Origin of the sequence: Gillisia sp. JM1 (genome assembly GCF_000424645.1) — a bacterium.
Lineage (GTDB): Bacteria > Bacteroidota > Bacteroidia > Flavobacteriales > Flavobacteriaceae > Gillisia.
The window spans coordinates 674,122-697,923 of record NZ_KE384218.1 but is presented as its reverse complement, the minus strand read 5'-3'; the positions used below and the strand labels follow the sequence as shown (position 1 = coordinate 697,923).

At 35.2% G+C, this 23,802-nt stretch carries 16 protein-coding genes; 10 read left to right on the top strand and 6 right to left on the bottom strand.

Going from position 1 to position 23,802, the window contains the following annotated elements; all coding sequences use genetic code 11:
• The first annotated feature begins 396 nt into the window (after window positions 1–396).
• A complete protein-coding gene (locus H033_RS0106385; protein ID WP_026837549.1) occupies window positions 397–3,081 on the top strand; it encodes an AsmA-like C-terminal region-containing protein in 2,685 nt (894 codons plus the stop codon).
• A gap of 305 nt (window positions 3,082–3,386) precedes the next feature.
• Here the strand turns inward: H033_RS0106385 and H033_RS0106375 are convergent, their stop codons facing one another.
• Window positions 3,387–4,181, bottom strand: a complete 795-nt coding sequence (locus H033_RS0106375) for a DUF2797 domain-containing protein (RefSeq protein WP_026837548.1) — start codon at window positions 4,179–4,181, stop codon at window positions 3,387–3,389.
• Window positions 4,182–4,299: 118 nt separating this feature from the next.
• Between H033_RS0106375 and H033_RS0106370 the strand changes: the two genes are divergently transcribed.
• Window positions 4,300–5,844 (top strand): GH3 auxin-responsive promoter family protein, encoded by a 1,545-nt coding sequence (locus tag H033_RS0106370; RefSeq protein WP_026837547.1) that lies wholly within the window; start codon window positions 4,300–4,302, stop codon window positions 5,842–5,844.
• 87 nt (window positions 5,845–5,931) lie between these two features.
• Here the strand turns inward: H033_RS0106370 and era are convergent, their stop codons facing one another.
• Window positions 5,932–6,816 (bottom strand): GTPase Era, encoded by an 885-nt coding sequence (gene era, locus H033_RS0106365; RefSeq protein ID WP_026837546.1) that lies wholly within the window; start codon window positions 6,814–6,816, stop codon window positions 5,932–5,934.
• Window positions 6,817–7,578: 762 nt separating this feature from the next.
• On the opposite strand from era, the gene H033_RS0106360 reads away from it, so the two are divergent.
• Both H033_RS0106360 and H033_RS0106355 read left to right on the top strand, forming a co-directional pair.
• The gene (locus H033_RS0106360; RefSeq protein ID WP_026837545.1) at window positions 7,579–9,117 is read left to right on the top strand and encodes a SulP family inorganic anion transporter; all 1,539 of its coding nucleotides are present in this window, start codon (window positions 7,579–7,581) and stop codon (window positions 9,115–9,117) included.
• A 148-nt stretch (window positions 9,118–9,265) separates the two neighbouring features.
• Window positions 9,266–10,693: a nicotinate-nucleotide adenylyltransferase gene (locus H033_RS0106355; RefSeq protein ID WP_026837544.1), complete on the top strand. Its 1,428-nt coding sequence runs from the start codon at window positions 9,266–9,268 to the stop codon at window positions 10,691–10,693.
• A gap of 3 nt (window positions 10,694–10,696) precedes the next feature.
• Here H033_RS0106355 and H033_RS0106350 read toward each other — a convergent pair whose 3' ends face one another.
• Both H033_RS0106350 and H033_RS0106345 read right to left on the bottom strand, forming a co-directional pair.
• A complete protein-coding gene (locus H033_RS0106350) occupies window positions 10,697–14,701 on the bottom strand; it encodes a two-component regulator propeller domain-containing protein (protein WP_026837543.1) in 4,005 nt (1,334 codons plus the stop codon).
• Window positions 14,702–14,888: 187 nt separating this feature from the next.
• On the bottom strand, window positions 14,889–15,215 hold the full coding sequence (locus H033_RS0106345; RefSeq protein ID WP_026837542.1) for a YegP family protein: 327 nt from the start codon (window positions 15,213–15,215) through the stop codon (window positions 14,889–14,891).
• Window positions 15,216–15,499: 284 nt separating this feature from the next.
• On the opposite strand from H033_RS0106345, the gene H033_RS0106340 reads away from it, so the two are divergent.
• From H033_RS0106340 to H033_RS0106330, 3 genes are all read left to right on the top strand, one after another.
• Window positions 15,500–15,874, top strand: coding sequence for a hypothetical protein (locus tag H033_RS0106340; protein WP_026837541.1), 375 nt, complete (start codon window positions 15,500–15,502; stop codon window positions 15,872–15,874).
• Complete coding sequence (locus tag H033_RS0106335; protein WP_026837540.1) at window positions 15,871–16,062, top strand: helix-turn-helix transcriptional regulator; 192 nt, start codon at window positions 15,871–15,873, stop codon at window positions 16,060–16,062. The genes H033_RS0106340 and H033_RS0106335 overlap by 4 nt, the downstream gene beginning before the upstream one ends.
• A gap of 316 nt (window positions 16,063–16,378) precedes the next feature.
• Window positions 16,379–16,945 (top strand): PAS domain-containing protein, encoded by a 567-nt coding sequence (locus tag H033_RS0106330; RefSeq protein ID WP_026837539.1) that lies wholly within the window; start codon window positions 16,379–16,381, stop codon window positions 16,943–16,945.
• 347 nt (window positions 16,946–17,292) lie between these two features.
• Here the strand turns inward: H033_RS0106330 and katG are convergent, their stop codons facing one another.
• The gene (gene katG / locus H033_RS0106325) at window positions 17,293–19,590 is read right to left on the bottom strand and encodes a catalase/peroxidase HPI (RefSeq protein ID WP_026837538.1); all 2,298 of its coding nucleotides are present in this window, start codon (window positions 19,588–19,590) and stop codon (window positions 17,293–17,295) included.
• A gap of 398 nt (window positions 19,591–19,988) precedes the next feature.
• On the opposite strand from katG, the gene H033_RS21215 reads away from it, so the two are divergent.
• Together H033_RS21215 and H033_RS0106315 are read left to right on the top strand one after the other, a co-directional pair.
• The gene (locus tag H033_RS21215; protein WP_316928646.1) at window positions 19,989–20,186 is read left to right on the top strand and encodes an integrase core domain-containing protein; all 198 of its coding nucleotides are present in this window, start codon (window positions 19,989–19,991) and stop codon (window positions 20,184–20,186) included.
• 103 nt (window positions 20,187–20,289) lie between these two features.
• Window positions 20,290–20,928: a DUF2459 domain-containing protein gene (locus H033_RS0106315; protein WP_026837537.1), complete on the top strand. Its 639-nt coding sequence runs from the start codon at window positions 20,290–20,292 to the stop codon at window positions 20,926–20,928.
• Between the two features lie 301 nt (window positions 20,929–21,229).
• On the opposite strand, the gene H033_RS19725 is transcribed toward H033_RS0106315, so the two are convergent.
• Window positions 21,230–21,898 (bottom strand): bacteriorhodopsin, encoded by a 669-nt coding sequence (locus tag H033_RS19725; protein WP_231367564.1) that lies wholly within the window; start codon window positions 21,896–21,898, stop codon window positions 21,230–21,232.
• 725 nt (window positions 21,899–22,623) lie between these two features.
• Here H033_RS19725 and H033_RS0106305 point away from each other — a divergent pair.
• Window positions 22,624–23,775 carry an ISAs1 family transposase gene (locus H033_RS0106305; RefSeq protein ID WP_081661817.1) on the top strand — a complete coding sequence of 384 codons (1,152 nt, stop codon included), beginning with the start codon at window positions 22,624–22,626 and terminating at the stop codon, window positions 23,773–23,775.
• Window positions 23,776–23,802: the final 27 nt, after the last annotated feature.

Sequence of the window (23,802 nt, the reverse complement as noted above, 5' to 3'; positions counted from 1 at the left end):
AGATCATCTATTTTAATATCAGTATGATGAGTTAAATGTCAGATCGAGCGGAGTCGAGATGTTTTCTGAACCCTTCGAATTTTATTTATATTAAACCAGAGTCTAAAGATTCAGACAAACTTAAAACAATAATTTTCTGGCCTTTTATAATAATGATGAAGATCAAACTTATTCTGCTTCATTATTTATCCAAAAAATAGATAGTTTGTCTACCCTAGTTATAAATATTTTCACAACAAATTAAGTAAAAGGAATTTACATACTCATAACTTTGGTGCCTGAGTCTTAAAGGAAGAAGTATAAATATTATCTCAAATTTTAATAATTGGCGCAGAGATTGTTTTAATTTAAAGATTCATCCTCGGTTATTAATATCGATTATAGAAAACAAAAAATATGAAAAAAGCATTTAAAATTATAGGTTTTTCGCTGCTGGTAATTATCCTTCTCTTAATCACCGCTCCATTTATTTTTGAAGCACAGTTAAAAGACATGGTTAAAAAGACCATCAATAAGAATGTAGATGCCACAGTGGAATTTAGTGATTTAGATCTCACCCTTTTCCGAAGTTTTCCTCAAGCCACCTTAGTATTAAAAGATCTAAGTATTATAAATAAAGCTCCTTTTGCTGGAGATACGCTTGCTGTTACTGAAGAATTGCTTTTAGAGATGTCTATTAAAGAGCTTTTCAAAGGAGGTGATGAGCCTAAGAAGATAGATGAACTTATCCTGAACAATGCTTTCGTTAATATTAAAGTAGATTCTTTAGGAAACAATAATTATGACATTGCGATTATAGATTCTACAAATACCAATGTGGACACTACTTCCAATCCTTTTAAATTAGATCTTAAACATTACGAAATAAATAATTCCAAGCTCAAGTATGTAGATGAAGGAAATAAAATGGCCTTGCTCTTGGAGAATTTAGACCATCAGGGAACCGGAGATTTTTCTTTAGCCCAATCTGAATTGAATACAGAAACCAATTCCCTTATTTCTTTGGATTATGATGGAACAAATTATTTAAATAAAAACAAACTAGCTCTGGATGCTGTAATCCAGATGGATCTGGATAAATTGAAATATACCTTTTTAGAAAATCAAGCTACCTTAAATCAGTTGCCACTTACCTTTAGTGGATATGTTCAGGTTAATGAAGATAACAATGAAGTAGATCTTTCTTTTAAAACACCATCCTCGTCTTTCAAGAATTTTCTTGCGGTAATTCCGGCTATTTATGAAAAGAATATCGAAAATGTTGAAACAAATGGAGATTTTGTAGTTAGCGGAATTATAAAAGGAATTGTGGACGACACCTATATCCCTAAAATGGATATCAAGATAAGCTCCAGTAACGCCTCTTTTAAATATCCGGATCTTCCTAAAAGTGTAGATAATATTGACATAGATGTTGCAATAATCAATGAAACCGGTCTTATAGATGATACCTTTCTAGATATTAACAAGATGAGTTTTAGAATAGATGAGGACACCTTCAGCGGAAGTGGAAATATTAAGAACCTAACCGGGAATATGTTAGTAGATATGGCTGTAAAAGGAACCATAAACCTTGCGAATTTAGAAAAAGCTTATCCTTTGGAGTTACAACAAGATCTTAACGGGATCTTGACCGCAGATCTAAAGACCTCCTTCGATATGAATTCTATCGAAAAAGAACAATATCAAAATGTAAATAGTAGAGGAGTGGCGAGCATTAAAAACTTTGCTTACAAAACTCCTGAGATCCCAAATGAAGTAAAAATTAGCAGTGCTAACTTTAAATTTAATCAGGGAAATGTACAGGTTCCGGAATTATTAATGACCACTGGAAAAACCGATATGAATGCTTCAGGATCTATTCAGAATCTAATGGGATATCTGTTTACAGATCAGCAATTAAAAGGCGATTTCAAAGTGAGATCGAACACCTTTTCTGTAAACGACTTTATGATCGCAGAAACTAAAACCGTCGAGAAAACAGATAAAGAAGGAGTGCCTACCGAAAAGCCTAAAGTAGTTACCACCGGAAAAGAAGCTATAAAAATACCTTCTTTCCTCGATGCAACTTTGGCGTTTAATGCTAACACCGTATTGTACGATAATTTAGAGCTGAAAAATGTTGTAGGGACCATGATCATTAAAGATGAAACTGCTACCCTTCAAAATGTAACATCCAATATCTTTGATGGTTCTATCGCCTTGAGCGGAAATGTTTCCACGAAAAATGCTGTCCCAACTTTTTCCATGGATATGGGATTAAATGCATTGGACATTTCAAAATCTTTTGAAGGACTAGAATTACTTCAAAATCTCGCTCCAATCGCCAAAGCTTTACAAGGAAAAATTCAAACCCAACTAAACCTATCGGGAAATCTAAATGATGATTTCACACCACAACTTTCTAGTCTTGCGGGGCAGGCACTAGCCCAAATATTAACTGCAAAAGTGAATCCAGAACAAATGGCGTTACTTTCCCAGCTGGACGAAAAATTAGGTTTTATTGATTTTAACGATATAAATCTTGATAATTTGAAAGGGAGATTAACCTTTAACGATGGAAGTGTAGATGTTGAACCATTCGATTTTATTGTAAAAGGAATAAAAGTAACTGTAGCTGGAAATCATAGTTTCGATAATATTATGGATTACAAGCTCACGCTGGATGTGCCTGCAAAGATGCTGGGTAGTGAAATTGGAAACACCTTATCTAAATTGAGCGCACAAGATCTCCAAAACATGACTGTTGCCATACCAATTGGTCTAAAAGGAAATTTCCAAAGTCCGCAGATAAATCTAAATATGCAACAAGCCATTAGCGGACTGACACAACAGATAATTGCACAACAAAAAAAGGAACTAACCAACAAAGGGATAGATGCTTTGGGTAATATTCTTACCGGTCAAAATAAGCAAACTCCAAAAACTACTGTAGATTCTACTGGAGCTGTTAATCAAACTACTCCAAAAGATACTGTAAGAACTCAACAACAGCAACAAGTTAAAGACGTAGCAAGAGATATTTTAGGTGGTTTTTTGAAGAAGAAAACCACGCAAAAAGATACTACTAAAGTGAATTAATTTTGACTATTAAGTATTCGTAATGAAATGTCAGGCTGTGACTGTTGCAGACTTTTTGCTTTGTCAGTCTGAGCTTGTCGAAGACTCTTAATAATAAATAATCCTCGAGGCAGAGCCATCGAGGTATTCAACGGAAGAAAGTTTTAACATTTTATGAAAACCAACCGTTTTCAAACTTTCCTCTAATACCTCCGATGCAGAGCATCGGGGAATTCTAATGATTAAGAATCAAATTACAACTCCCGCTACCTATCGGGAGTTGTAGTTTGATAAGCTCAATTTGACAATGATTCGAATCATTTGGACTAGAGTATTGACAGCTCAACCACAAAACCTTCATGACTGCGCACATTAAAAACAGTGCCATCTTCAAATAATAAATATTGCCCCTTGATTCCTTTTAGTACTCCTTCATAAAAAGGTGCTTTGCTTAGGTTTAGGGTTTTCACCTTTTTTGGATATTGTAAAACCGGGAAATGAATTTCTGTTTCTGTATTATCAGCCAAGAAATATTGCAATGCTTCTTCAGGAATAAACTGCTTTAATTTTTCCCGCTCTTCTGCAAGGTCCAGATCTTTAATGTCATTGGTAAGCATTTTTCGCCAGTTCGTTTTATCGGCAACATGAGCTTTTAGTGCAACTTCGGTTATCCCCGCTAGATATCTATTTGGCACTTCCACGATCTCAATAGCCTCATGCGCACCCTGGTCTATCCACCTTGTTGGAACCTGAGTTTTTCTAGTAACTCCCACTTTTACATTGCTGGAATTTGCCAGATATACAATATGTGGCTTCAGCTGTACCTGCTTCTCATATTCCAGATCTCGGTCCTCTTCATCCAGATGAGCTTTACTCATCTCAGGGTTCATAATCCAATTACCTGTTTGTGGAATGGAAGTATAACAATCATAACAAAATCCCTGAGCAAATACTTTTTTCTCCAAGCCACAATTCATGCATTGATATCTCAAAAAATTAATGCTGATTCGTTTATTGAGAATCTGATTAACATTCAGAAAATCAGACTCAAATACCATGTAATATTCTACTTCCTTCTGCAGCTCTGTTTTCATTTTTGTTAGTACCCCTTCGTATCTCATGCTATTTTATTTGTATTTATTTGATATGGTATTTGTATACTACTGGATAAGTTTTAATTTTAGCCGATATAACGTATATTACCAAGCGTTTTAAATCAGGTTTAAAGATAAAAGAATAATGCCAATTCCACTAGTAAACTCTATCGCCTCTTGGTTTTTAAAGAAGCGAATCCATCAAATGGGGTTGTTTATGAAGTATCCTAATGAAGTTCAGCAAGAACTTTTAAGATCACTTATAAGCAAAGCCAGACATACTGAAATTGGAAAAAAACATAACTTTTCAGAAATAACCAACTACAAAACTTTTGCTGAGCGTGTGCCTATTCATTCTTATGAAGAATATGAGCCAGCTATAGAACGCAGTAGAAGAGGCGAAAACAATATTTTTTGGCCGACACCTATTAAGTGGTTTGCAAAATCTAGTGGGACAACCAACGCAAAAAGCAAGTTTATTCCTGTTAGCGAAGATTCTTTAGAGAATTGTCATTATGCCGCTGGGAAAGATTTGTTGTGCATGTACCTCAACAATAATCCGCAATCTCAATTATTTACAGGAAAGAGCTTGCGCTTAGGCGGAAGCAAGGAAATCTATAGGAATAACGGCACTTCTTATGGAGATCTTTCAGCAATACTTATTGAAAACATGCCTTTTTGGGCAGAATTCAGCAGTACCCCAAGCAACGAAGTTTCCCTAATGAACGATTGGGAGATTAAAATGCAGGCGATTGTAAATGAAACCATCAAAGAAAAAGTGACCAGTCTGGCAGGAGTTCCCTCTTGGATGTTAGTATTGCTAAACAAGGTTTTAGACACTAGTGGAAAAGAAGACTTATTTCAAGTTTGGCAGAATTTGGAAGTGTATTTTCATGGAGGAGTGAATTTTCAGCCTTATGCAGATCAGTATAAAAAAATACTTCCTAGCGATTCTTTTAGATATTATGAGATCTATAATGCTTCTGAAGGATTTTTCGCTTGCCAGGATCACAATAATTCCAACGAGCTATTATTAATGCTGGATTATGGGATCTTTTATGAATTCATTCCGATGGATGCCTATGGTACAACAGAACAAAAAATAATTCCGCTAAGCGAAGTGAAAACCGATGTGAACTATGCGGTTGTTATTACTACAAACGCTGGTTTATGGCGATATAGAATTGGAGATACCGTGAGATTTACCTCTACCAGTCCTTACCGGATCAAGGTTTCTGGAAGAACTAAACATCATATTAATGTTTTTGGAGAAGAGTTAATTATTGAAAACACCGATAATGCTCTAAAAAAAGCATCCCAGATCACTGGCTGCCAGATAATAGATTATACAGCTGCTCCTATTTTTATGGAAGGAAAAAAAAAGGGAGCTCATGAATGGATCATCGAGTTTAAAACTCCACCAGAAAATTTAGAAGTTTTTATCAAGGAACTGGATCTGGCTTTACAACAATTAAATAGTGATTATGAAGCCAAACGGCATAATAACATGACGCTGAATATGCCAACAGTACATCAGGCAAGAGAAAAATTATTTTACGACTGGCTGAAGAAAAATGACAAACTGGGCGGACAACATAAGATCCCAAGACTTTCGAATAAACGTTGTTATGTAGAAGAATTATTGGAAATGTCTGGGACATCATCTGCTAAAGGCACATTGGAGGTCTAATTGAAAAAACACTTTTTATGTGTTGTAAATAAGAAAAGCCTCAATAACTTAAATTATTGAGGCTTTTTATTATACTTAAATTCGTGATTACTTCTTATTGTACCCAAAACGTTTTAACTGTGCAGAACTATTTCGCCAGTTCTTATTTACTTTAACGTAAAGTTCTAAGTGTACTTGCTTCCCGAAGAATTTCTCAAGATCTTTTCGGGCCTCTACTCCTACTCTTTTAAGAGCTGCGCCTTTATGACCTATAATAATTCCTTTCTGAGTTTCACGTTCCACCATGATAATGCTTCGCATTCTAATGATCTCTTCATCTTCAAAAAATTCTTCGGTATCTATCTCTACAGAATAAGGAATTTCCTTCTTATAATGCATCAGGATCTTCTCACGAATGATCTCATTTACGAAGAAACGTTCCGGCTTATCGGTTAAAGTATCTTTTGGGTAAAATGCCGGAGATTCCGGTAATAATTCTATCACGCGGTTAAAAACTTCTGCAACATTAAATCCTTGCAAGGCAGAAATTGGATATATTTCGGCATTTGGAACCTTTGCGGTCCAATGAGTTACCTGTTCTTCTAATTGCCCTTGATTGGAAATATCTATCTTATTCAGTAACAACAATACAGGTATAGTGGCATTGGTAATCTTTCTAAAGAAGGCCTCATCCTTCAATTCCTGCTCTCCGATCTCTACCATGTAGATAAGGATATCGGCATCTTCAAAAGCTGACTTCACAAAATCCATCATAGATTGTTGAAGATCGTATGCGGGTTTAATAATTCCGGGAGTATCACTTAAGATCGCCTGAAAGTCTTCTCCATTAACAATCCCCAGAATACGGTGTCTGGTAGTTTGGGCCTTAGAGGTGATAATAGATAGTCTTTCACCAACAAAAGCATTCATTAATGTGGATTTACCAACGTTTGGATTTCCAATGATATTTACAAAACCGGCTTTATGTGCCATAAGAAAGAATTTTTGCAAAGATATTTCATTTAATAAGCCCTTCCTAACTTTTTGAAACTTTCTGGGGTCCAATGATAACTATCGCCTAAACCACCATCGTCCCTAGTCCTCAGGTTATAATTTTTTGACTTAGTTTGTCAATTTTAATTTCATCCGATTGTTTTTCTAAAATCTACAATAGTTGTTTGTCAGCAACTTTTATAAGCGCTTATTCTCTTTGTTTCAGGAAAACAAGACGTTCATTCTTGGTTTAAAAATCTTAAATCCATTATCCTTTTTTAAATATCCTTCATTTAGCTCACTGTTTCTATTTCATTTATAGGAGTTCGTGAACCTTCGGTTTCTTTTGCTATGCTTTCCTCTAGCTTCACTCGCCGGAAGCAATCAGAAACGAAACAAAGAACCCGCATGAACATTTCGGACAGAAAAGACGACTTTTTTAAGGAATTTTTTGGCAAAAATCCAAAAATCGTGCTGAAATTCCCTCGGAACAACGATTGAAAAAATCGTCGATCTTGAATCTCGGTAATTTCATCACATATTCTACAAAAAAGTATTAAAAACAGCTTCCGGATAGTAGTCCATCATGTTATAAATATTCAGCTTCTAGGTGAGGATTCAACTTAAATTCAATATTTTTGCACGGTCTAAAGCTTTATAACGCTAAACTTTTTACAGTGAAGCATTTATAAAATACTTTAGGCTTTGTTTTTCAAAGAAAATCTATATTATAGAAACACACATAGATCTAAGACTCTTTTCATGACCAAAATTTTCAATCTTTTCGACTTTTCGCAAAAAGTAAATTATAAGACCGAAGTATTGGCGGGTTTAACTGTCGCGATGACCATGATTCCAGAGTCTCTTTCTTTCGCTATATTAGCCGGCTTTCCTCCTTTAATGGGATTATATGCTTCTTTTATAGCTGGTTTATTTACAGCAATATTTGGAGGAAGACCTGGAATGATTTCTGGAGGAGCTGGCGCAACGGTTATTGTTTTAATTGCTTTAATGAATTCTGATGGCTTAGAGTATGTTTTAGCTGCGGTCGCCTTAGCTGGTGTCATTCAAATTTTAATTGGAGTTTTTAAACTTGGAAAATTTATACGTTTAGTACCTCATCCTGTAATGTTTGGATTTGTTAACGGCTTAGCTATAATTATTTTCATGTCTCAATTAGATCAGTTTAAAACTGTTTTAAATGGTGACATTGTATGGCTTACTGGAAGTCCTTTAATTATAATGCTTGGATTAGTAGCCCTAACTATTGCCATTGTGGTGTTATTACCTAAGCTAACAAAAGCTGTTCCTTCTTCTTTAGTGGCTATTATAGTAGTATTTGTATTGGTTTATTTTATGGGTATAGATACAAAAACAGTAAAAGACATTGCGTCTGTTAGTGGTGGTTTTCCTCCTTTTCATATCCCAAATATTCCAATAAATTGGGAAACTTTAAAATTGATTGCGCCTTATTCGCTGATTATGGCTGCTGTAGGATTAACAGAAGGATTACTTACTTTAAACTTAGTAGATGAAATTACAGGAACTAAAGGGAACGGTAATAAAGAATGTATTGCTCAAGGTGGCTCTAACATTTTAAACGGTTTTTTCTTTGGAATGGGAGGCTGTCCAATGATAGCTCAAACTTTGGTTAACCTATCTGCTGGTTCTAGAGCCCGTTTGTCAGGAATTATTGCCGCACTAACAATTCTTGCTATTATTTTATTTGGCGCTCCAATAATTGAACAATTACCTATGGCTGCTCTAGTAGGGGTTATGATTATGGTTGCATTCGGAACTTTTGAATGGGCAAGCTTAAAGATCTTTAATAAAGTGCCTAAGAAAGATATTTTCTTAGTAATAATAGTTGCTTTAATTACTGTTCTATTGCACAATCTGGCTTTAGCCGTTTTAGTTGGAGTTATTCTTTCTGCTTTGTTCTTTGCTTGGGAAAGTGCAAAAAGAATTAGAGCCAAAAAATTTATTGATGAGGATGGAGTGAAGCATTATGAAATATATGGTCCTCTCTTTTTTGCCTCAACAACAATCTTTGCAGAAAAATTTGATGTAATAAACGATCCAGAAGAAATAATAATCGATTTTAAAGATAGTCGTGTTTCTGATATGTCGGCAATTGAGGCTTTAAATGTGGTAACCCAACGTTATCAGAAAGTAGGTAAAAAAGTTCATTTGAGACATCTTAGTGCAGACTGCAGAAGATTATTAAGTAATGCCAATGATATCATCGAGGTGAATATCTTAGAAGATCCAACTTATAAAGTTGCTGTAGATCAGGATTAATAACCTCATACATAATGTAAAAAGTCGCTTGAAAATTAATTCGAGAGACTTTTTTGTACTCCATAGATGTTAAACCCTTCTTTAAATACACCATTTAAGAGCTAGAATATTCTTAAATTTAAGCTGCCAAACTTAAATTTAAAAATATATGCCTGTTAGCGTAAAAGGTGATAAAGAGCTCGAAATTATTCAATCTATAGAGAACAAATGTCTCCGAATAAATCTTAACGAAAACATCTATGGAACTTTTGCCGAAATAGGTGCTGGACAAGAAACTGTTCGTAATTTTTTTAGGGTTGGAGATGCTTCCTGTACCATTGCAAAAACAATTAGTGCTTACGACAAGGATTTTAGTGATGCCATTTATGGAATTGAAGATGACCGAAGATATGTTACCGAAAATAGATTAAAAAGCATTCTTTCTTTTGAAACTGGCCTTATTGAGAATCGGATATCTAGAGAAAAGCATCCAGACAAACTATTCTTTAGCTACGCAAATACAGTAACCACCATAGATTTTGCCAAAAAATACAAAGGTCATGGTTGGATGGGTATTCGTTTTCAAACCCAACCAAAGGAAGAATATAGTGAGATCATATTACATGTACAGTTTCACGAGACCTTGGCTGTTCTTCAGCAAATAACCATTGGAACCATGGGGGTGAATTTAATTCACGGGGCTTATTATCTTCATGACGATCCAAAAAATCTTCTGAACCATCTGTATGATCAGCTAGATAAAGACCAGATCGAGATAGACACCATTAATTTTACAGGTCCTGTTTTTGAGAAGGTAGATAATAGATTAATGAGCCTACAATTGGTTAAAAACGGAATGACAGATGCTGTGATGTTTGCACCTGACGGTCACAACGTACTTCCTGCCAATTTGCTTTATAAACGGAATATTTTAACTCTACGTGGTAGCTTTAGACCAGTAACTAAGGTGAATATGAGTATGTATGAAAAGTCTTTAAAACTTTTTCTGAATGAAAAAAAGGTAGACAAGGACCAAGTGATGGTAATCTTTGAAATGACACTTTCCAACCTACGCGCAGAAGGAGAAATAGACGAAAAAGATTTTATGGATAGAGCCAAATTACTCTGTTCACTTGGACAAACTGTAATGATCTCTAATTTTCAAGAATACTATAAAGTTGTAGAATACTTTGCACAACATACCTCAGAACGCATGGGTCTAACCATGGGTGTAAATACTTTTATAGACATCTTTGACGAAAGATATTATAGACATCTTAGCGGTGGTATCTTAGAAGCATTTGGAAAATTATTTTTCAAAGATCTAAAGATTTATTTGTATCCTCTTAAGGATCCTGAAACTGGCGAAATAACAACCAGTGAAAATTTAAAAGTACATCCTAGAATGAAAGAATTGTATAAATTCTTTAAAGATAATGGAAGAGTTGTGGACATTACAGATTATGAACCATCTATACTAGATATCAACTCTAGAGAAGTCTATCAAATGATTTTGGAAGGTAAATCTGGCTGGGAAAACTTGTTGCCAGAAAGTACCGCCCAACTCATTAAGGAGAAAAATCTATTTACAGATTAACACCTATTTGGTAGGATCATCCTTTTCCATGATAGTTCCAGGCATAAACCCAAAATGCTTTTTAAAGGAAGAAAAGAAAATATCCTTATTCTGGAAACCAGCTTTTCTGGCAACTTCAGTAAGATCTGACTCTCCATTACTAATTAGCGATTTAGCATATACTAATTTCGTTTTATTAATAAAATCTAGAGGAGTAAGCCCATTAGACTTTTTTAGCTTTAAATAGAAAGAATTACTAGACATACCAATAGCTTCACTAAGATCTTCTACAGTGAAGCTACTATCCTGAATGTTTTGGATGATGAGTCTATCCAATTTGATAATAAATTTATCATCTAAACCACCCTTAAGCAAATTGCTGTTTCGTTCACTTAACTTAGTGTTCACGAAGGGCTGGGAGTCTAAAGTATTCATCTGCTCCCCAACTTTTTCCAACAATAGTTCTAGATTTACCGGTTTCGAAATTAATTGAAGAGATTCAGATTGATCCTCTACATATACTTGCATCCTATCTTCATCTGTAAGCATAACGAAAACTGGTACATTTTTTAGATCTGTATTCTCCTTGAGCGCATTGTAAAGAGTAATCCCATCCATCCCCGGCATATCAAAGTCGGTAATAATAGCAGTGGGTATAATTCTCCTTGCAATCTCATAAGCCTCTAACCCATTTTTGGAATCGAAGACTTCGCCTAATTTCTTAAAAGATTGAACAAATACTTTTCTAAGTTCATCATTATCCTCCACTATTAAGATCTTGATCTCTTCTGAAGTGATCTTCTTTCTTGACCCTGTTTCTTGAGGAACACTTTCTACAACCTCAGCATTTTTATCAAGCTCAATTGGCCTAGCAGTTTTGGTCACTTTAGTTTCCTGTGCTTTTTTAAGAATTGGCTCATCTAAAATCACCTCTTTTAATTCTTTAGATTTAGGAGTTTCTGTAACCTCATCTTTAATATGATTTTTAAGGATCAAAGTAAATGTTGTGCCTTGGTTTTTGCTACTTTCAAAAACTATGGTACCTCCCAATTTATCTATAAAATCTTTTACATATAATAAATTAATATGCTCAGAATTCTCTGTCACTCCTCCGCTTCGGGAACTTCTATAATAATCTTTAATCACTTTTTGATCCCCTCTTGGCAGCCCTAAACCATTATCTGCTACCTGTATCTTAAGATCCCCTTTATTGGTACCAATAAGATTTATGATTATTTTACCTTCATCAAAAGAATATTTTATAGCACTGGAAATAAGATTAAAGAAGATCTTATTCAAATTCTCGGCATCGTAATAAAAGAATTCTTTATTCCACTGATTATTTATGATGATCTCCAAATGCTTTTGACGCAGAAGAGGATTAAAATACTTGATCAATTCTTCAAAATAACTATTAAGTGTGATTTTAGAAATCAAGGGAGCAGCATTCTCTTTCCTCATTTTAGAAGGATGAAAATTTAAAATAGGTTCTAATAATTCCTTCAACCTATTTACAGTATTTTTTAAACGGTGTTTTGCTTTAGACTCTTCTTCAGCAATAGTTTCTAACGAGGTCAATAAAATAGTAAGTGGTGTTCCAATCTCTTGATTCAAGTTGCTGTAGAATTTAGAACGTGCAGCTTTATTCTCTCGCTTTTTATGAATTCTGAAAAGATAAAACGGAATCACAATTAATGCAAGCAATAAAAGTCCGTAGATCAAGTATGCTCCAGTAGACATCCACCAGGGAGCTGCAATACTCATAGAAACTTCTTTCACAGAGCTCCATTTTCCATTTGTCTTTTTTCCCTTTACTAAGAAAGTATAATTCCCCGGTGCCAGGTTTGCATAATTCGCTTCATTTTGAGTACTTGGCTCAGACCATTCTGAATCTAAGCCCTCTAATTTCCATGAATATGCCAATTGAGAATAATCTCCAGGCGTCATTCCGTAGAATTTTATATGAAAAGAATTCTGATCTGTATCTAAATTCAGCTTCTTGCCGGAACTGAAATTGGCTAGAGACTTTGTTCCTTCCTCTTTAGATCTCACCTCTAAAGACCCGAACAAGATATTAGGAATGGTTTCGGGCTTGCTCTTTAATTTATTCGGATTAAAAACACTTACTCCTTTTAAAGTTCCAAACGCCAATTTATTATCTAATTGTGCAAAACTTCCTCTAGTAAAAACAGCACTTAACAAGCCATCATCTTTATCGAAAACGCGTATTGTTGGATTATCTTCAATTGCAAAATTCACCAATCCTTTATTTGTTCCTGCCCAAATTTCATTTCTACCGTAGATCAACAAGCCTTGAATCCTATTAGAGGGCATTCCCCCCTTTACATCTATAACCTTAACAGAGCCAGTTTCAGGGTCGTAAATTACAATTCCCGCACCTTCTGTTGCTAATACTATTTCTCCAGCTAAAGTTTCGCTTATAGCATTTATATTAAAATAAGGAAGGTTTTCGGTGTTTGGTTCTAATTTCTTTATTGGCTGAAATGTATTTGACCCGGTATGAAAATTAAACACCCCATTCTTACCAGCTGCAAGGACATCACCATTGACTAGTTGAGCCATCGCACTTATACCTTGTAAAGTGAAACTGTTGATCTCATTATTGGGACTAATGCGAGTTAGATCCCCGTCTTCTCCCCCCGCCCAGACGTTTTGATTGGTGTCTACCAGCAAAGCATTCACTTTTTGAAGTCCGGTTTTATTTGAGGCATCTGTAGAATAATGTGCTCTCAAAAATGTATTGATATTGATCTTATAAACCCCATCATTAAAGGTAGCTACCCACATATGCATATCATCTGCCTGAAGATCTCTAATAATATCTGGAATTTTGCTCTGGTATTTAAATGAAAGGTTTTTTAAATTTTGCCAAGAATCAGAGCTTCTATTCCAAACACTTAAGCCCTCTCTAGTGCCAAACCAAACATTCCCGTTTTTATCTACTTCGATTGCGGTTGTGAAATTATCGGCCAGACTACTATATTTTTTAGGATCATGCCGTAAGAATACAAAATTGTTCTGTTTTAAATTGATGGAGTTAATTAGGCCAGTTTCCGTGGAAACCCAAAGCGTATTGTATTTATCCAGAAACAATCCAGTTAAACCATTATCAGACAATGACAAGTTATTTCCTTCTTCGTGTAAATAATGAGAAGTCAGTTTTAAATTTTCATTTAAAATCAATAATCCATCTCCAATAGAAGCTATATACACATTCCCAGCCTTATCTATAGAAATATCTGCGATGGGCGTTTTTTGGGTAGAATAAGGAAGGCTATAAACTTTTTCTGGATTGCTGAAATTCTTATCTATTTTAAATAATCCGTTTTCTTGTGTTCCAATTAAATAATATCCACCAGTCAACAATATGCTTCTTATATTAAAATCTTTATTACTTGAAAGTGGAATCTTTTTATAATGGCCGGTATTTTTATTTAAGCTGAATAATCCTTTTGAAGTTCCAAATACGATTCGCTTATCGACGGGAGCTAGTTTGTTAACAGATTGCATTGAAGGAAACGGTGAAATTAGCACCATTTGATTTTGGCTGAAGTTCCAGATTCCGCTATTGGAGCCTATCCATATTTTCCCTAATTCATCTTCAGCGATCTGCTGAACATTCATTTTGGCATTTGCTCTTTCTGAAGGAATACTAACAAAAACATTTTTTTCCGGATCATAGCGATATAGGCCGTTTTCAGTACCTGTCCAGATGCGATTTTGAGAATCTATAAAGAGGGTGTTAATTTGCCCAACATTTTCGGGCATTCCTTTAAATTGAGAATAAAATTCTGAAAAGAAGGAATTATATCGTTGCACATGATTATCTGATGCAATCCAAAGATTACCAATACTATCCTGTTGGATTTCATTTATTTTGTCGAAACTGCCGTTGACTTCTGTAAGTTTCTCTATTCCCTGTAAATCTTGCGCCAAACATTCACCTAATGCATTCCCCAATAAAATAAGTGTACCCGCAAGAAATATTTTCAATTTAAAATTCCCCAAATCTTAAATATTTAATGTTGTTAATTCTAACAATTTACTGATAAGGATAGAGATAATTGACTGCTAACAAGAGAATTAAAATTGATTTATCAAGAGGTTATTAACCGAAATATATTCAGTCTTTAGAATAAATGAAATAAAAAACACCTCAAAAAAGGTAGCCTTTAAATATTTTGTAAGACTGAAATTAACTATTATCCTCTAAATCTGCGTTCGGAGCATTTTTCTTAACTGAAGCAATCCCATTTTCCATGGCCGCAGATGTATTATAAGATTTACTAACTCCTATAATTAGAGTACTGGTAGCTCGTAGTTTAAAACGATAATTCCCATCTGCATCTTTTCTGTCGAAATTAGCATCATCCTGAGAATTTTTTCTAACAGACTCTATTCCATTTACGCAAGAAGGTTTCTGCCTGTATACCTCACTATTTAGAATTACCTGTCCGTTTGTTGCTTTTAAATTAAATCTAAAATGACCAGAAGCATCCTTTTTAATTTCAAATTTTCCCATGATTAAGTTTTAGTTAGACTATAAATTAAAAAAAACACTCGGCACAATCAAGTTTTTATAAAAAGTATAACATTTTATACATTTCAAACTACCTCAATTATAATCATTTAGAAAGAATAAATAAATCCACATTTATTTTAAGCAATAAACGAATTTGAATGAGGCACGCTATTCTTGTTTTAGATAAAAGTAAAGTTTTATTTACTTTTTGTAAATAAAACTTTACTTAATTTAATTTTAATTATATATTTGTAAAACAAACTTTACATAGAAACATTATAATCATGAAAGAAAAGAAAGAACCTCGAGCTAAACTCGAAAGAAAAAATATCCTCAATCTCGCATTTTGGACTGGAGCATGGATATTAACTATGGCAATAAGCACCTTTGGATCATTGTACCTTTGGGAAAGCAATGTTTTACTTAGTGTATTGGCTATCTTATTGAACTTTGTAGTTGGAATAGGAATGATTTTAGCGAACATTCGTCATTTGAATAGTTTAGACGAATTACAACGCAAGATCCAATTAGAAGCCATGGGAATTGCCCTTGGACTAGCCGTTGTGGGAGGTCTAGCTTACTCTTCATTAGATCAAACCAATATAATTGGTATTAGCTATATGGCTGCAATATTAATTGGAAATTCTCGATACCGATGAAAAATAAGATTAAAGTACTTCGAGCAGAATATGAGTTAACCCAGGAACAACTTGCAGAAAAAGTAGATGTCTCCAGGCAAACGATAAATGCTATTGAAAAAGGAAAATTTGACCCCAGTTTACCCTTAGCCTTCAAAATTTCCAAACTATTTAAAATGAGTATCGAAGATATTTTCCAGAATGAATAACGAAGACGAAGATTAATAATCTATTTAAATGTTTTGGAAAAAACCATTAGATTAACCGTTCGTTTTTAGTCGGATTTTTTAAATAAGGACTATTCCATTACTAATTCGAGGATTTATCGCTTAAGCACCTTGAATCATCTCAGTATTCTTCTAATACTTTACATCACTCACCCAATTTTTTTTTATAACTTCTTAAGTGTAGGAGTAATAATTTTATTAAAAACATCAAAACTAAATTTATCCCTAAGGATTTGATTAATAATTTATATTAGTTTTGCCATAAGGACATTGCAACAATATTAAAAAACAGACTACTATGAAATATAATCTTTCTGAAATGATGTGTTTAGATATCTATCTATCCTCTTTGACGGAGGAAGAATATGATAAAATTAGCAATCAAATTAAACCCTCAAAAACTAAAGTTATGCCATTATTGAGTTGGGATATCTTTAACCAGTTCTATTTCCAGACAATTGAGAAACTGAAAATAAAAAGAGATATTAAAATGGTAAAATCGTTTGCAGAAAAATCGAAATGGAAAAACGAAATCGATACTATTTTTAAAAACCAAGATTTTGAAGCTCTAATAATCACAGATGTAGAACAGAAAATACTTTGGGTTAATGACGGTTTTACCCAAATGACAGGATATTCTAAAACATTTGCACTTAATAAAAAACCTTATTTTTTACAAGGAATCCATACTTCTACGAACACAAAGAAGCGATTTAGAAATAGATTAAATGATTTAAAACCATTTACGGAAATCATAACCAATTACAGAAAAGACAACACCCCTTACGAATGCGAGGTTAAAATCATTCCAATGTATAGCGAAAATGTAACTCACTTTTTAGCAATAGAAAAGCAAGTCGTATAAAAATAGCAGAACGAATACAAACCTAAACAGCAAAAATTTTTAAAGCAGGGTTTCCGAATGCACTAAATCTCATGACACCCTATTCGCAGAAACAGCTAGAAAATTGGATTACTATATAATTGCAAAATTAATATCTGCTATAGGTTTTTCAATATAAACAACATGTGGCCATTAACAATACACATACCTTCTTGAAGCATCTGATTTTGATAAGGCTTAGTTTTCTTTATTGCTAATATGCGCGTTACAGACCTATTGTATCTTGTTTGCATGGGAAGAAGATGGAAATGCCCGATTTCATTACAAATAAAATCGGGCATTTCCATTACTTTCTTTTTGTAGAAATTTTATTCGTCCTTCACATCGTAACGGTCAAGCATCATAACTTTATCCCAGGCCGTAACGAAATCTTTCACAAAGCGCTCTTGCCCATCACCAGCTCCGTAAACTTCAGCGATGTTACGTAGTTGGGCATTAGAGCCAAAAATTAAATCGCAGCGGGTAGCTGTATATTTTGTGGTTCCGCTTCCCCGTTCGTTAATGTTGAACAGCATCTCGTTTTCAGCTTGAGGAACCCACTCATAGTCCATACTGGTTAGCACCCGAAAGAAGTCATTAGACAATTGGCCGGGGCGGTCGGTAAAGACACCGTGTTTAGAGTGATCGTAATTTTGATCCAATACACGAAGTCCACCTACTAGAACCGTCCATTCTGGCGCACTCAATGTCAGTAGTTGAGCACGGTCAAGGAAGATTCGTTCTGATGGCACACGGTATCCTACTTTATCATTGTGGTAGTTTTTGAATCCGTCAGAAACAGGTTTAAGCCAATTGAAACTTTCCACATCGGTTAATTCCTGAGTAGTATCCAAACGGCCTGGAGTAAATGGAACTCCTATCTCAACTCCAGCATCCTTTGCTGCTTTTCCTATAGCTACGCATCCGCCGAGGACCACTAAATCTGCTAAAGAAACTTGCTTATTTCCAGATTGATTACTATTGAAATCGCTCTGAATGCCTTTGAGTTTTTGAAGGACCTCATTGAGTTCCGCTGGTCGGTTTAATTCCCAGTTATTCTGAGGTTCTAGTGCTATACGCGCTCCGTTTCCACCTCCACGTTTGTCACTATGCCGATAAACGGAGGCCGAAGACCAGGCTGCAGAAACTAAAGCAGAAACTGTTAGATTGCTGTCCAGTATGTACTGCTTAAGTTTGACGATATCAGCATTATCAATTAGATCATAATTTCTGGCTGTTAAGGGGTCCTGCCACAACATATCCTCTTTTGGTACTTCAGGACCTAAATAGCGATCTTTTGGTCCCATATCTCTATGTGTTAATTTATACCAAGCTTTTGAAAAGGCTTCTGTGAAATAATCAAAGTCATTTAAGAATTTCTGACATACTTTGCTATATGCAGGATCTACCTTTAAAGCGATATCAGAAGTCATCATCATCAAATCATCCATCTTTCCATCTAGATGTGCATCTGGAGTTTTTGGAGCACTTAAATCTATCGGAGTCCATTGGATAGCTCCTGCAGGACTTTCTTTCTTTTTCCATTCAAATTTGAACAGATTGATCAAGTAGTCATTGTCCCATTGTGTAGGATCGGGCGTCCATGAACCCTCAATCCCGTTGGTCATCGTGTACTGGGCAAATCCAGTGCCTTCTGGGTTCTGCCAGCCCATACCCATGGCCTCAATTGGTGCTGCTTCTGGCGCTGGACCTATTTTATCGGCACTTACCATACCGTGACTCTTCCCGAATGCATGTCCACCTGCAATTAAAGCTACCGTTTCTTCATCATCCATCGCCATGCGCTTAAACGATTCTCGAATTGCTCGCGCAGAATCCATAGGTTCCCCATTACCACCAGGTCCTTCAGGATTTACATAAATTAATGCTTGATGGGTAGCGGCAAGGGGATTTTCAAGGTCCCGATTCTCGTCCGAAGGTTCTCCTTCCCAGCGGAGCGTTTGGCTCACCATTTCATCGGGATGCCCGTGGTGTTGTTCACCAACTTTTGATTCCTTAAAGGGTTTTCCGTTCCAGAATTCCGGCCCCCAATAAGTGCTACGGTCTGGCTCCCAAGCATCACGACGTCCACCGCCAAAACCAAATGTGGGAAAATTCATTATTTCTAAAGAACAATTACCAGCCAAAACGATAAGGTCTGCCCATGAGAGTGCGGCACCGTACTTTTTCTTTATGGGCCAAAGCAATCGACGTGATTTGTCAACATTCCCATTGTCCCACCAGGAATTTATAGGGCCAAAACGCTGCATGGCTTGTCCTGCACCGCCTCGACCGTCGGCGATACGATAAGTCCCCGCTGAGTGCCATGCCATACGAATCATCTGCGGACCATAATTCTTGTAATCTGCCGGCCACCAATCTTTTGAGTCAACAAGTAAAGCCTTTATATCCTGCTTAAGTTGCTGGAAATCGATTTTATTAAAAGCCTCTTTATAATTTTCGTCACTTATTGGATTGGCTGCAGGCTGATCCTGGTGCAGCAACTCCACTTGTAAACGGTTGGGCCACCAATCATCAATCTGTGGAGGAGTTCCAATTGCTCCTCCTACTCGGGTACCCCGAAATGGACATTTACCTAAATCTTCTGGATTATCATTGTTTGTCATAGTAATTTATATTTTTGAGATAAAACTGATTAAATTTTATAGAACAGAATAAAGTTATAAAAAATAATGTTATTGACAATTCAGAAGGTTCAATCTTAAGTAAGTCCTAAGGAAGTAGCGTTCTTAAAGATTACCAATTAATTTTGAATCCCTCATTGAGGGTTTAACCCGCCTGACCGGCTGGGCAGGTTCCCCGAGGCCTGCCCGAAACATTCAGGCGGGCTTGTCTCGAATTTTTAAAAGTATTTTCCAATTCATACCTCGTGGACTTGCCCCGAGGTTCTTGATTTTCTCAAATAATTGGTTATGCTAGACAGTATTATCAAATTCAGTATTACCCATAAACTGAATATTCTTCTGACAGAGGATTACATTATTTCCGCAATGTGTAAACACAGATAATTGAAAGAAAAAAGACAGACATCAGTAGGACACAAGAGAACAATTGTTATGAAAATGCGATGGCAGAACTGGTAAATGGGATTCTAAAAGATGAATTCTACCTGGATAAGGCATTTACAGACGTGGCTGAAGCCAAAAGAGTAACAAAAAACGAATTTAAATTGTACAGCGAAATTAGATTACATTTATCTTAGACTACCAAATACGGTATATAAATTAACAGCCTAAACCCGATAGCTAACGGGATAATTTTAACCTGTAGCCGTATTTCATGACAAGATATATGAGCCAAACTCTATGAAAATAGCCCAGAAAATATTTAAATATATTTTACTAATTCCCGTAACTTATATAATTATTTCCCTGATTCTATCTGTAATAACAATTGACAGAAAAGCGAATGATGAAAATTTCAGTAAATCAATATATTTAAGCACAAACGGAGTTCATTTTGATATTGTTATACCAAAGACGGATATAGATAGTTTAGTATTGTCTGGAATAAAACATAGCAAAACTGAAAATTATTTGTCATTCGGTTGGGGAGATGAGAATTTTTATTTAAACACACCGACCTGGGGTGATCTCACTTTTAGCAACGCATTCAAAGCGATGTTTTTGAAAAGCAGTACATTAATGCACGTCACTCGCTACGAACAGGAGCGTACAGATTGGATAGAAATAAAAGTAAATGAGTTTGAACTACAAAAACTGAATACTTATCTATTCAATACTTTTGAATTAGATGAAAATGGAATGAGAATTTTACTCGAAAACAAAGGTTACTCTCCAATAGATGATTTTTATAAATCTAAAGGAAATTTTTCTTGTTTTAATACTTGCAATAGTTGGGTAAATAAGGGGTTTGAAGAAAGTGGATTAAAATCTAGCTTATGGACACCCTTCGATTTTGGGCTTTTAAATAAATACAAATAAGCTTTTGCTAACATAAGTTATCGCAAATAGGATTTATTTCATTGAAAAGTCATGCTTCAGAGCCCAACAATGAAATCGATTAAGCCGAGAATCCCGATAATCACCGGAATCCGTCCCTCCTCCACGCTACTTGCGCTAATTAAGACCCATAAGCAACATTTTGGTCCGGCCTGTCTAGCAAATGCATATTCACAAACGCTTAGATTCGGAAGGATGTCTAACTAAATTGCGTTACTAAGGCAGACCGGGTGCTATATTTTTTTTCTAATTATTTGTTTAAAAACTTATTCATAATAGGTATCTAGATGGTTACTTCAACAATTTCTTTATTATTGCTCAGTTTTAGAGCAAGATTACCAAGGAGTACGCCGTATATTACTTTTGAACAAACATCTGCAACAGTATAGACTAACTGCCTCGCCATTACTCCATTCTCACTGTACAAGAAGCCATCAAGCCCGGTGAGATATGGCATTAGATAAGCTCCAGGATACAAGAACCAAGAGACTAAGAAGAGTACCCAGATATTTGATAAAATCTTTTGAGCATCAGTCGAGAGACCAACTTTACCTTCATTTATTACTTTTTTCATCACCCAAAGGATATGGAAAAAGAATGCCGACGAAATGGCTCCCCAAACAAAAAATGCGGTAAGATTACTTACTCCATAAAATTGACCGATATAACCTGTAATAATCATCATCGCCCCAGAAAACCAAAATTGATCACGTATAGAACTAAATTTTGATTTTGTTAGACTTACTACAAAAAGAATCTGGAAAAGCAACATAGGCACATCGATAAGCCAGATTAGGTAGCGGTATCCGTTGTTAAATAAATCACCTTCCGGATTTAAAAAATACCTTCCTCTGGAAATGTCAAAACTAAAACTTGTTGTCCAATTCTCGGCTTGCGCATATAAAAGCAAAAAAGCGGAAACCATTACCACTGCGGACAATTTATTGGACATTTGATATTTTTATATACATTTTTTATCGTTAATATAAAATATAGTAGTCCAGCAAGCATTACAGCATAACCTAATGTTAGAATGTGCCATGTAAACTGATATGCAATTTCTTAGAAGCTGTTGCACCAATGAAATTTTCAAAATTGGCATTTCCTAATTCTTGTGTCATTTCAAAATAATTTAGTTCAACTTTCTCTCCACTAAAATTAATAATTTTTTAATATGTTTAACATATCTAATAATATATTAAACATGTTTTTATAAAATTGTTCGTGGGGAAGCTTGATTTCAATTTGAAAATTTTATCAGTAAGGGAATGATTTGGAGATGGTTTTGGCTAGAAAAATACAACACATTTAAGTACCTATCGGAAACCTATAGTCGGGATGCTTTAGGCTTTCGATTAATTTACAGAAAACATAAAATATCCATCATTCGCAATACTTGATTTAAAAATATTCGATAAAGAAAATCTGAAAAACTATAAAAAGAAAGCATTCAAATTATAAATCGATTTAGCTGAAACCTCAAAAATAATTTATGGATTTCTCCGCTTTGAACTGAAAGTTTTAGCATATCAAATGCTGAGACAGACTTCCAAATAAATTTATTATAAATTAAATATCCAGGGCAAACGCATTAAAAAAAGTTTAAGTTAATTGGGTAAAAAAGAGTGCCAATCACTTAAAAAACCAGCAGAATATTTGCTGTTTTCAGTTTAAAATATTGTATATTATACTGATAATCAATATTTTACACATTTAAAAACCGCCCAAAAACTAAAGACCATATTTGGTCAAATACCCGACTTTAGACGTTCCCACAAGCAACTTTATGATTTGGAAAGCATCCTTCTCATCGGGATCATTTCAGTAATCTGTGGGGCAGATTCATGGAACGAAATGGAAAACTATGCCAACTCAAAAGAAGAATTCCTTCGCAGCTTCCTTGATCTGCCCAATGGCATCCCTTCGCACGACACATTTAATCGCGTTTTTTCCAATATTGACAGTGATCAATTTGAAAAGTGCTTTATACAATGGGTCAGTGATCTTGCACAACTCCAGCCCAGGGAAATCATTGCCATAGATGGCAAAACAATCAGGGGTGCCAAAGCTGGCGGTAAAAAATCCCCGGTGCACATGGTCAGTGCTTGGGCAAACGACAATAATTTGGTCTTGGGACAAGTCAAGGTTTCTGAGAAGTCAAATGAGATTACTGCCATTCCAGAATTATTAAAGGCCTTGTCCATAGAAAACACCATTGTAACCATTGATGCCATGGGATGTCAGACAGAAATAGCCAAGGCCATCGTCAATAAAAATGCAGACTATATCTTGGCCGTAAAAGACAATCAACCTCAGTTGCTGGAGCATATTGAAGATGAATTTAGATTTGGGAAAACCATGGAATCAAACCTTGTCCAAGAACTGGACCATGGCAGGATAGAAACCAGGACATGCAGTGTGATCGACAACTTTCAGTTTATTGAAAAGACCAATAACTGGGAAAACCTGACAAGTGTTATAAAAATAGAAAGCAAACGTGAGTTTAAAAACTCAGAAAAGCCTGCACAACATGCAATAAGATATTATATTTCAAGTATAAAGGCCAGCTCCCAAGATTTCCAAAAGGCCATTCGTTCCCATTGGTCCATAGAAAACAAGTTGCACTGGACTTTAGATGTTGCTTTTTCAGAAGATGCTTCTAGAAAAAGAACAGGCAACTCCACTCAAAATTTCTCGATACTCAATAAAATCGCATTGAATTTGTTGAAAAATGAAAAATCATCCAAAATAGGCGTTAAAAGCAGAAGGCTCAAAGCGGGATGGGACAACCACTATCTGATAGAAGTGCTGAATCTAATGAAAGTTTAATGCGTTTGCCCTGATTAAATATCCCAT

Excerpts from the sequence above, each read along its gene's own strand:
- H033_RS0106385 (WP_026837549.1), top strand. The coding sequence starts at position 397 with ATGAAAAAAGCATTTAAAATTATAGGTTTTTCGCTGCTGGTAATTATC.
- H033_RS0106375 (WP_026837548.1), bottom strand. The coding sequence starts at position 4,181 with ATGAGATACGAAGGGGTACTAACAAAAATGAAAACAGAGCTGCAGAAG.
- H033_RS0106370 (WP_026837547.1), top strand. The coding sequence starts at position 4,300 with ATGCCAATTCCACTAGTAAACTCTATCGCCTCTTGGTTTTTAAAGAAG.
- era (WP_026837546.1), bottom strand. The coding sequence starts at position 6,816 with ATGGCACATAAAGCCGGTTTTGTAAATATCATTGGAAATCCAAACGTT.
- H033_RS0106360 (WP_026837545.1), top strand. The coding sequence starts at position 7,579 with ATGACCAAAATTTTCAATCTTTTCGACTTTTCGCAAAAAGTAAATTAT.
- H033_RS0106355 (WP_026837544.1), top strand. The coding sequence starts at position 9,266 with ATGCCTGTTAGCGTAAAAGGTGATAAAGAGCTCGAAATTATTCAATCT.
- H033_RS0106345 (WP_026837542.1), bottom strand. The coding sequence starts at position 15,215 with ATGGGAAAATTTGAAATTAAAAAGGATGCTTCTGGTCATTTTAGATTT.
- H033_RS0106340 (WP_026837541.1), top strand. The coding sequence starts at position 15,500 with ATGAAAGAAAAGAAAGAACCTCGAGCTAAACTCGAAAGAAAAAATATC.
- H033_RS0106335 (WP_026837540.1), top strand. The coding sequence starts at position 15,871 with ATGAAAAATAAGATTAAAGTACTTCGAGCAGAATATGAGTTAACCCAG.
- H033_RS0106330 (WP_026837539.1), top strand. The coding sequence starts at position 16,379 with ATGAAATATAATCTTTCTGAAATGATGTGTTTAGATATCTATCTATCC.
- katG (WP_026837538.1), bottom strand. The coding sequence starts at position 19,590 with ATGACAAACAATGATAATCCAGAAGATTTAGGTAAATGTCCATTTCGG.
- H033_RS0106315 (WP_026837537.1), top strand. The coding sequence starts at position 20,290 with ATGAAAATAGCCCAGAAAATATTTAAATATATTTTACTAATTCCCGTA.
- H033_RS19725 (WP_231367564.1), bottom strand. The coding sequence starts at position 21,898 with ATGTCCAATAAATTGTCCGCAGTGGTAATGGTTTCCGCTTTTTTGCTT.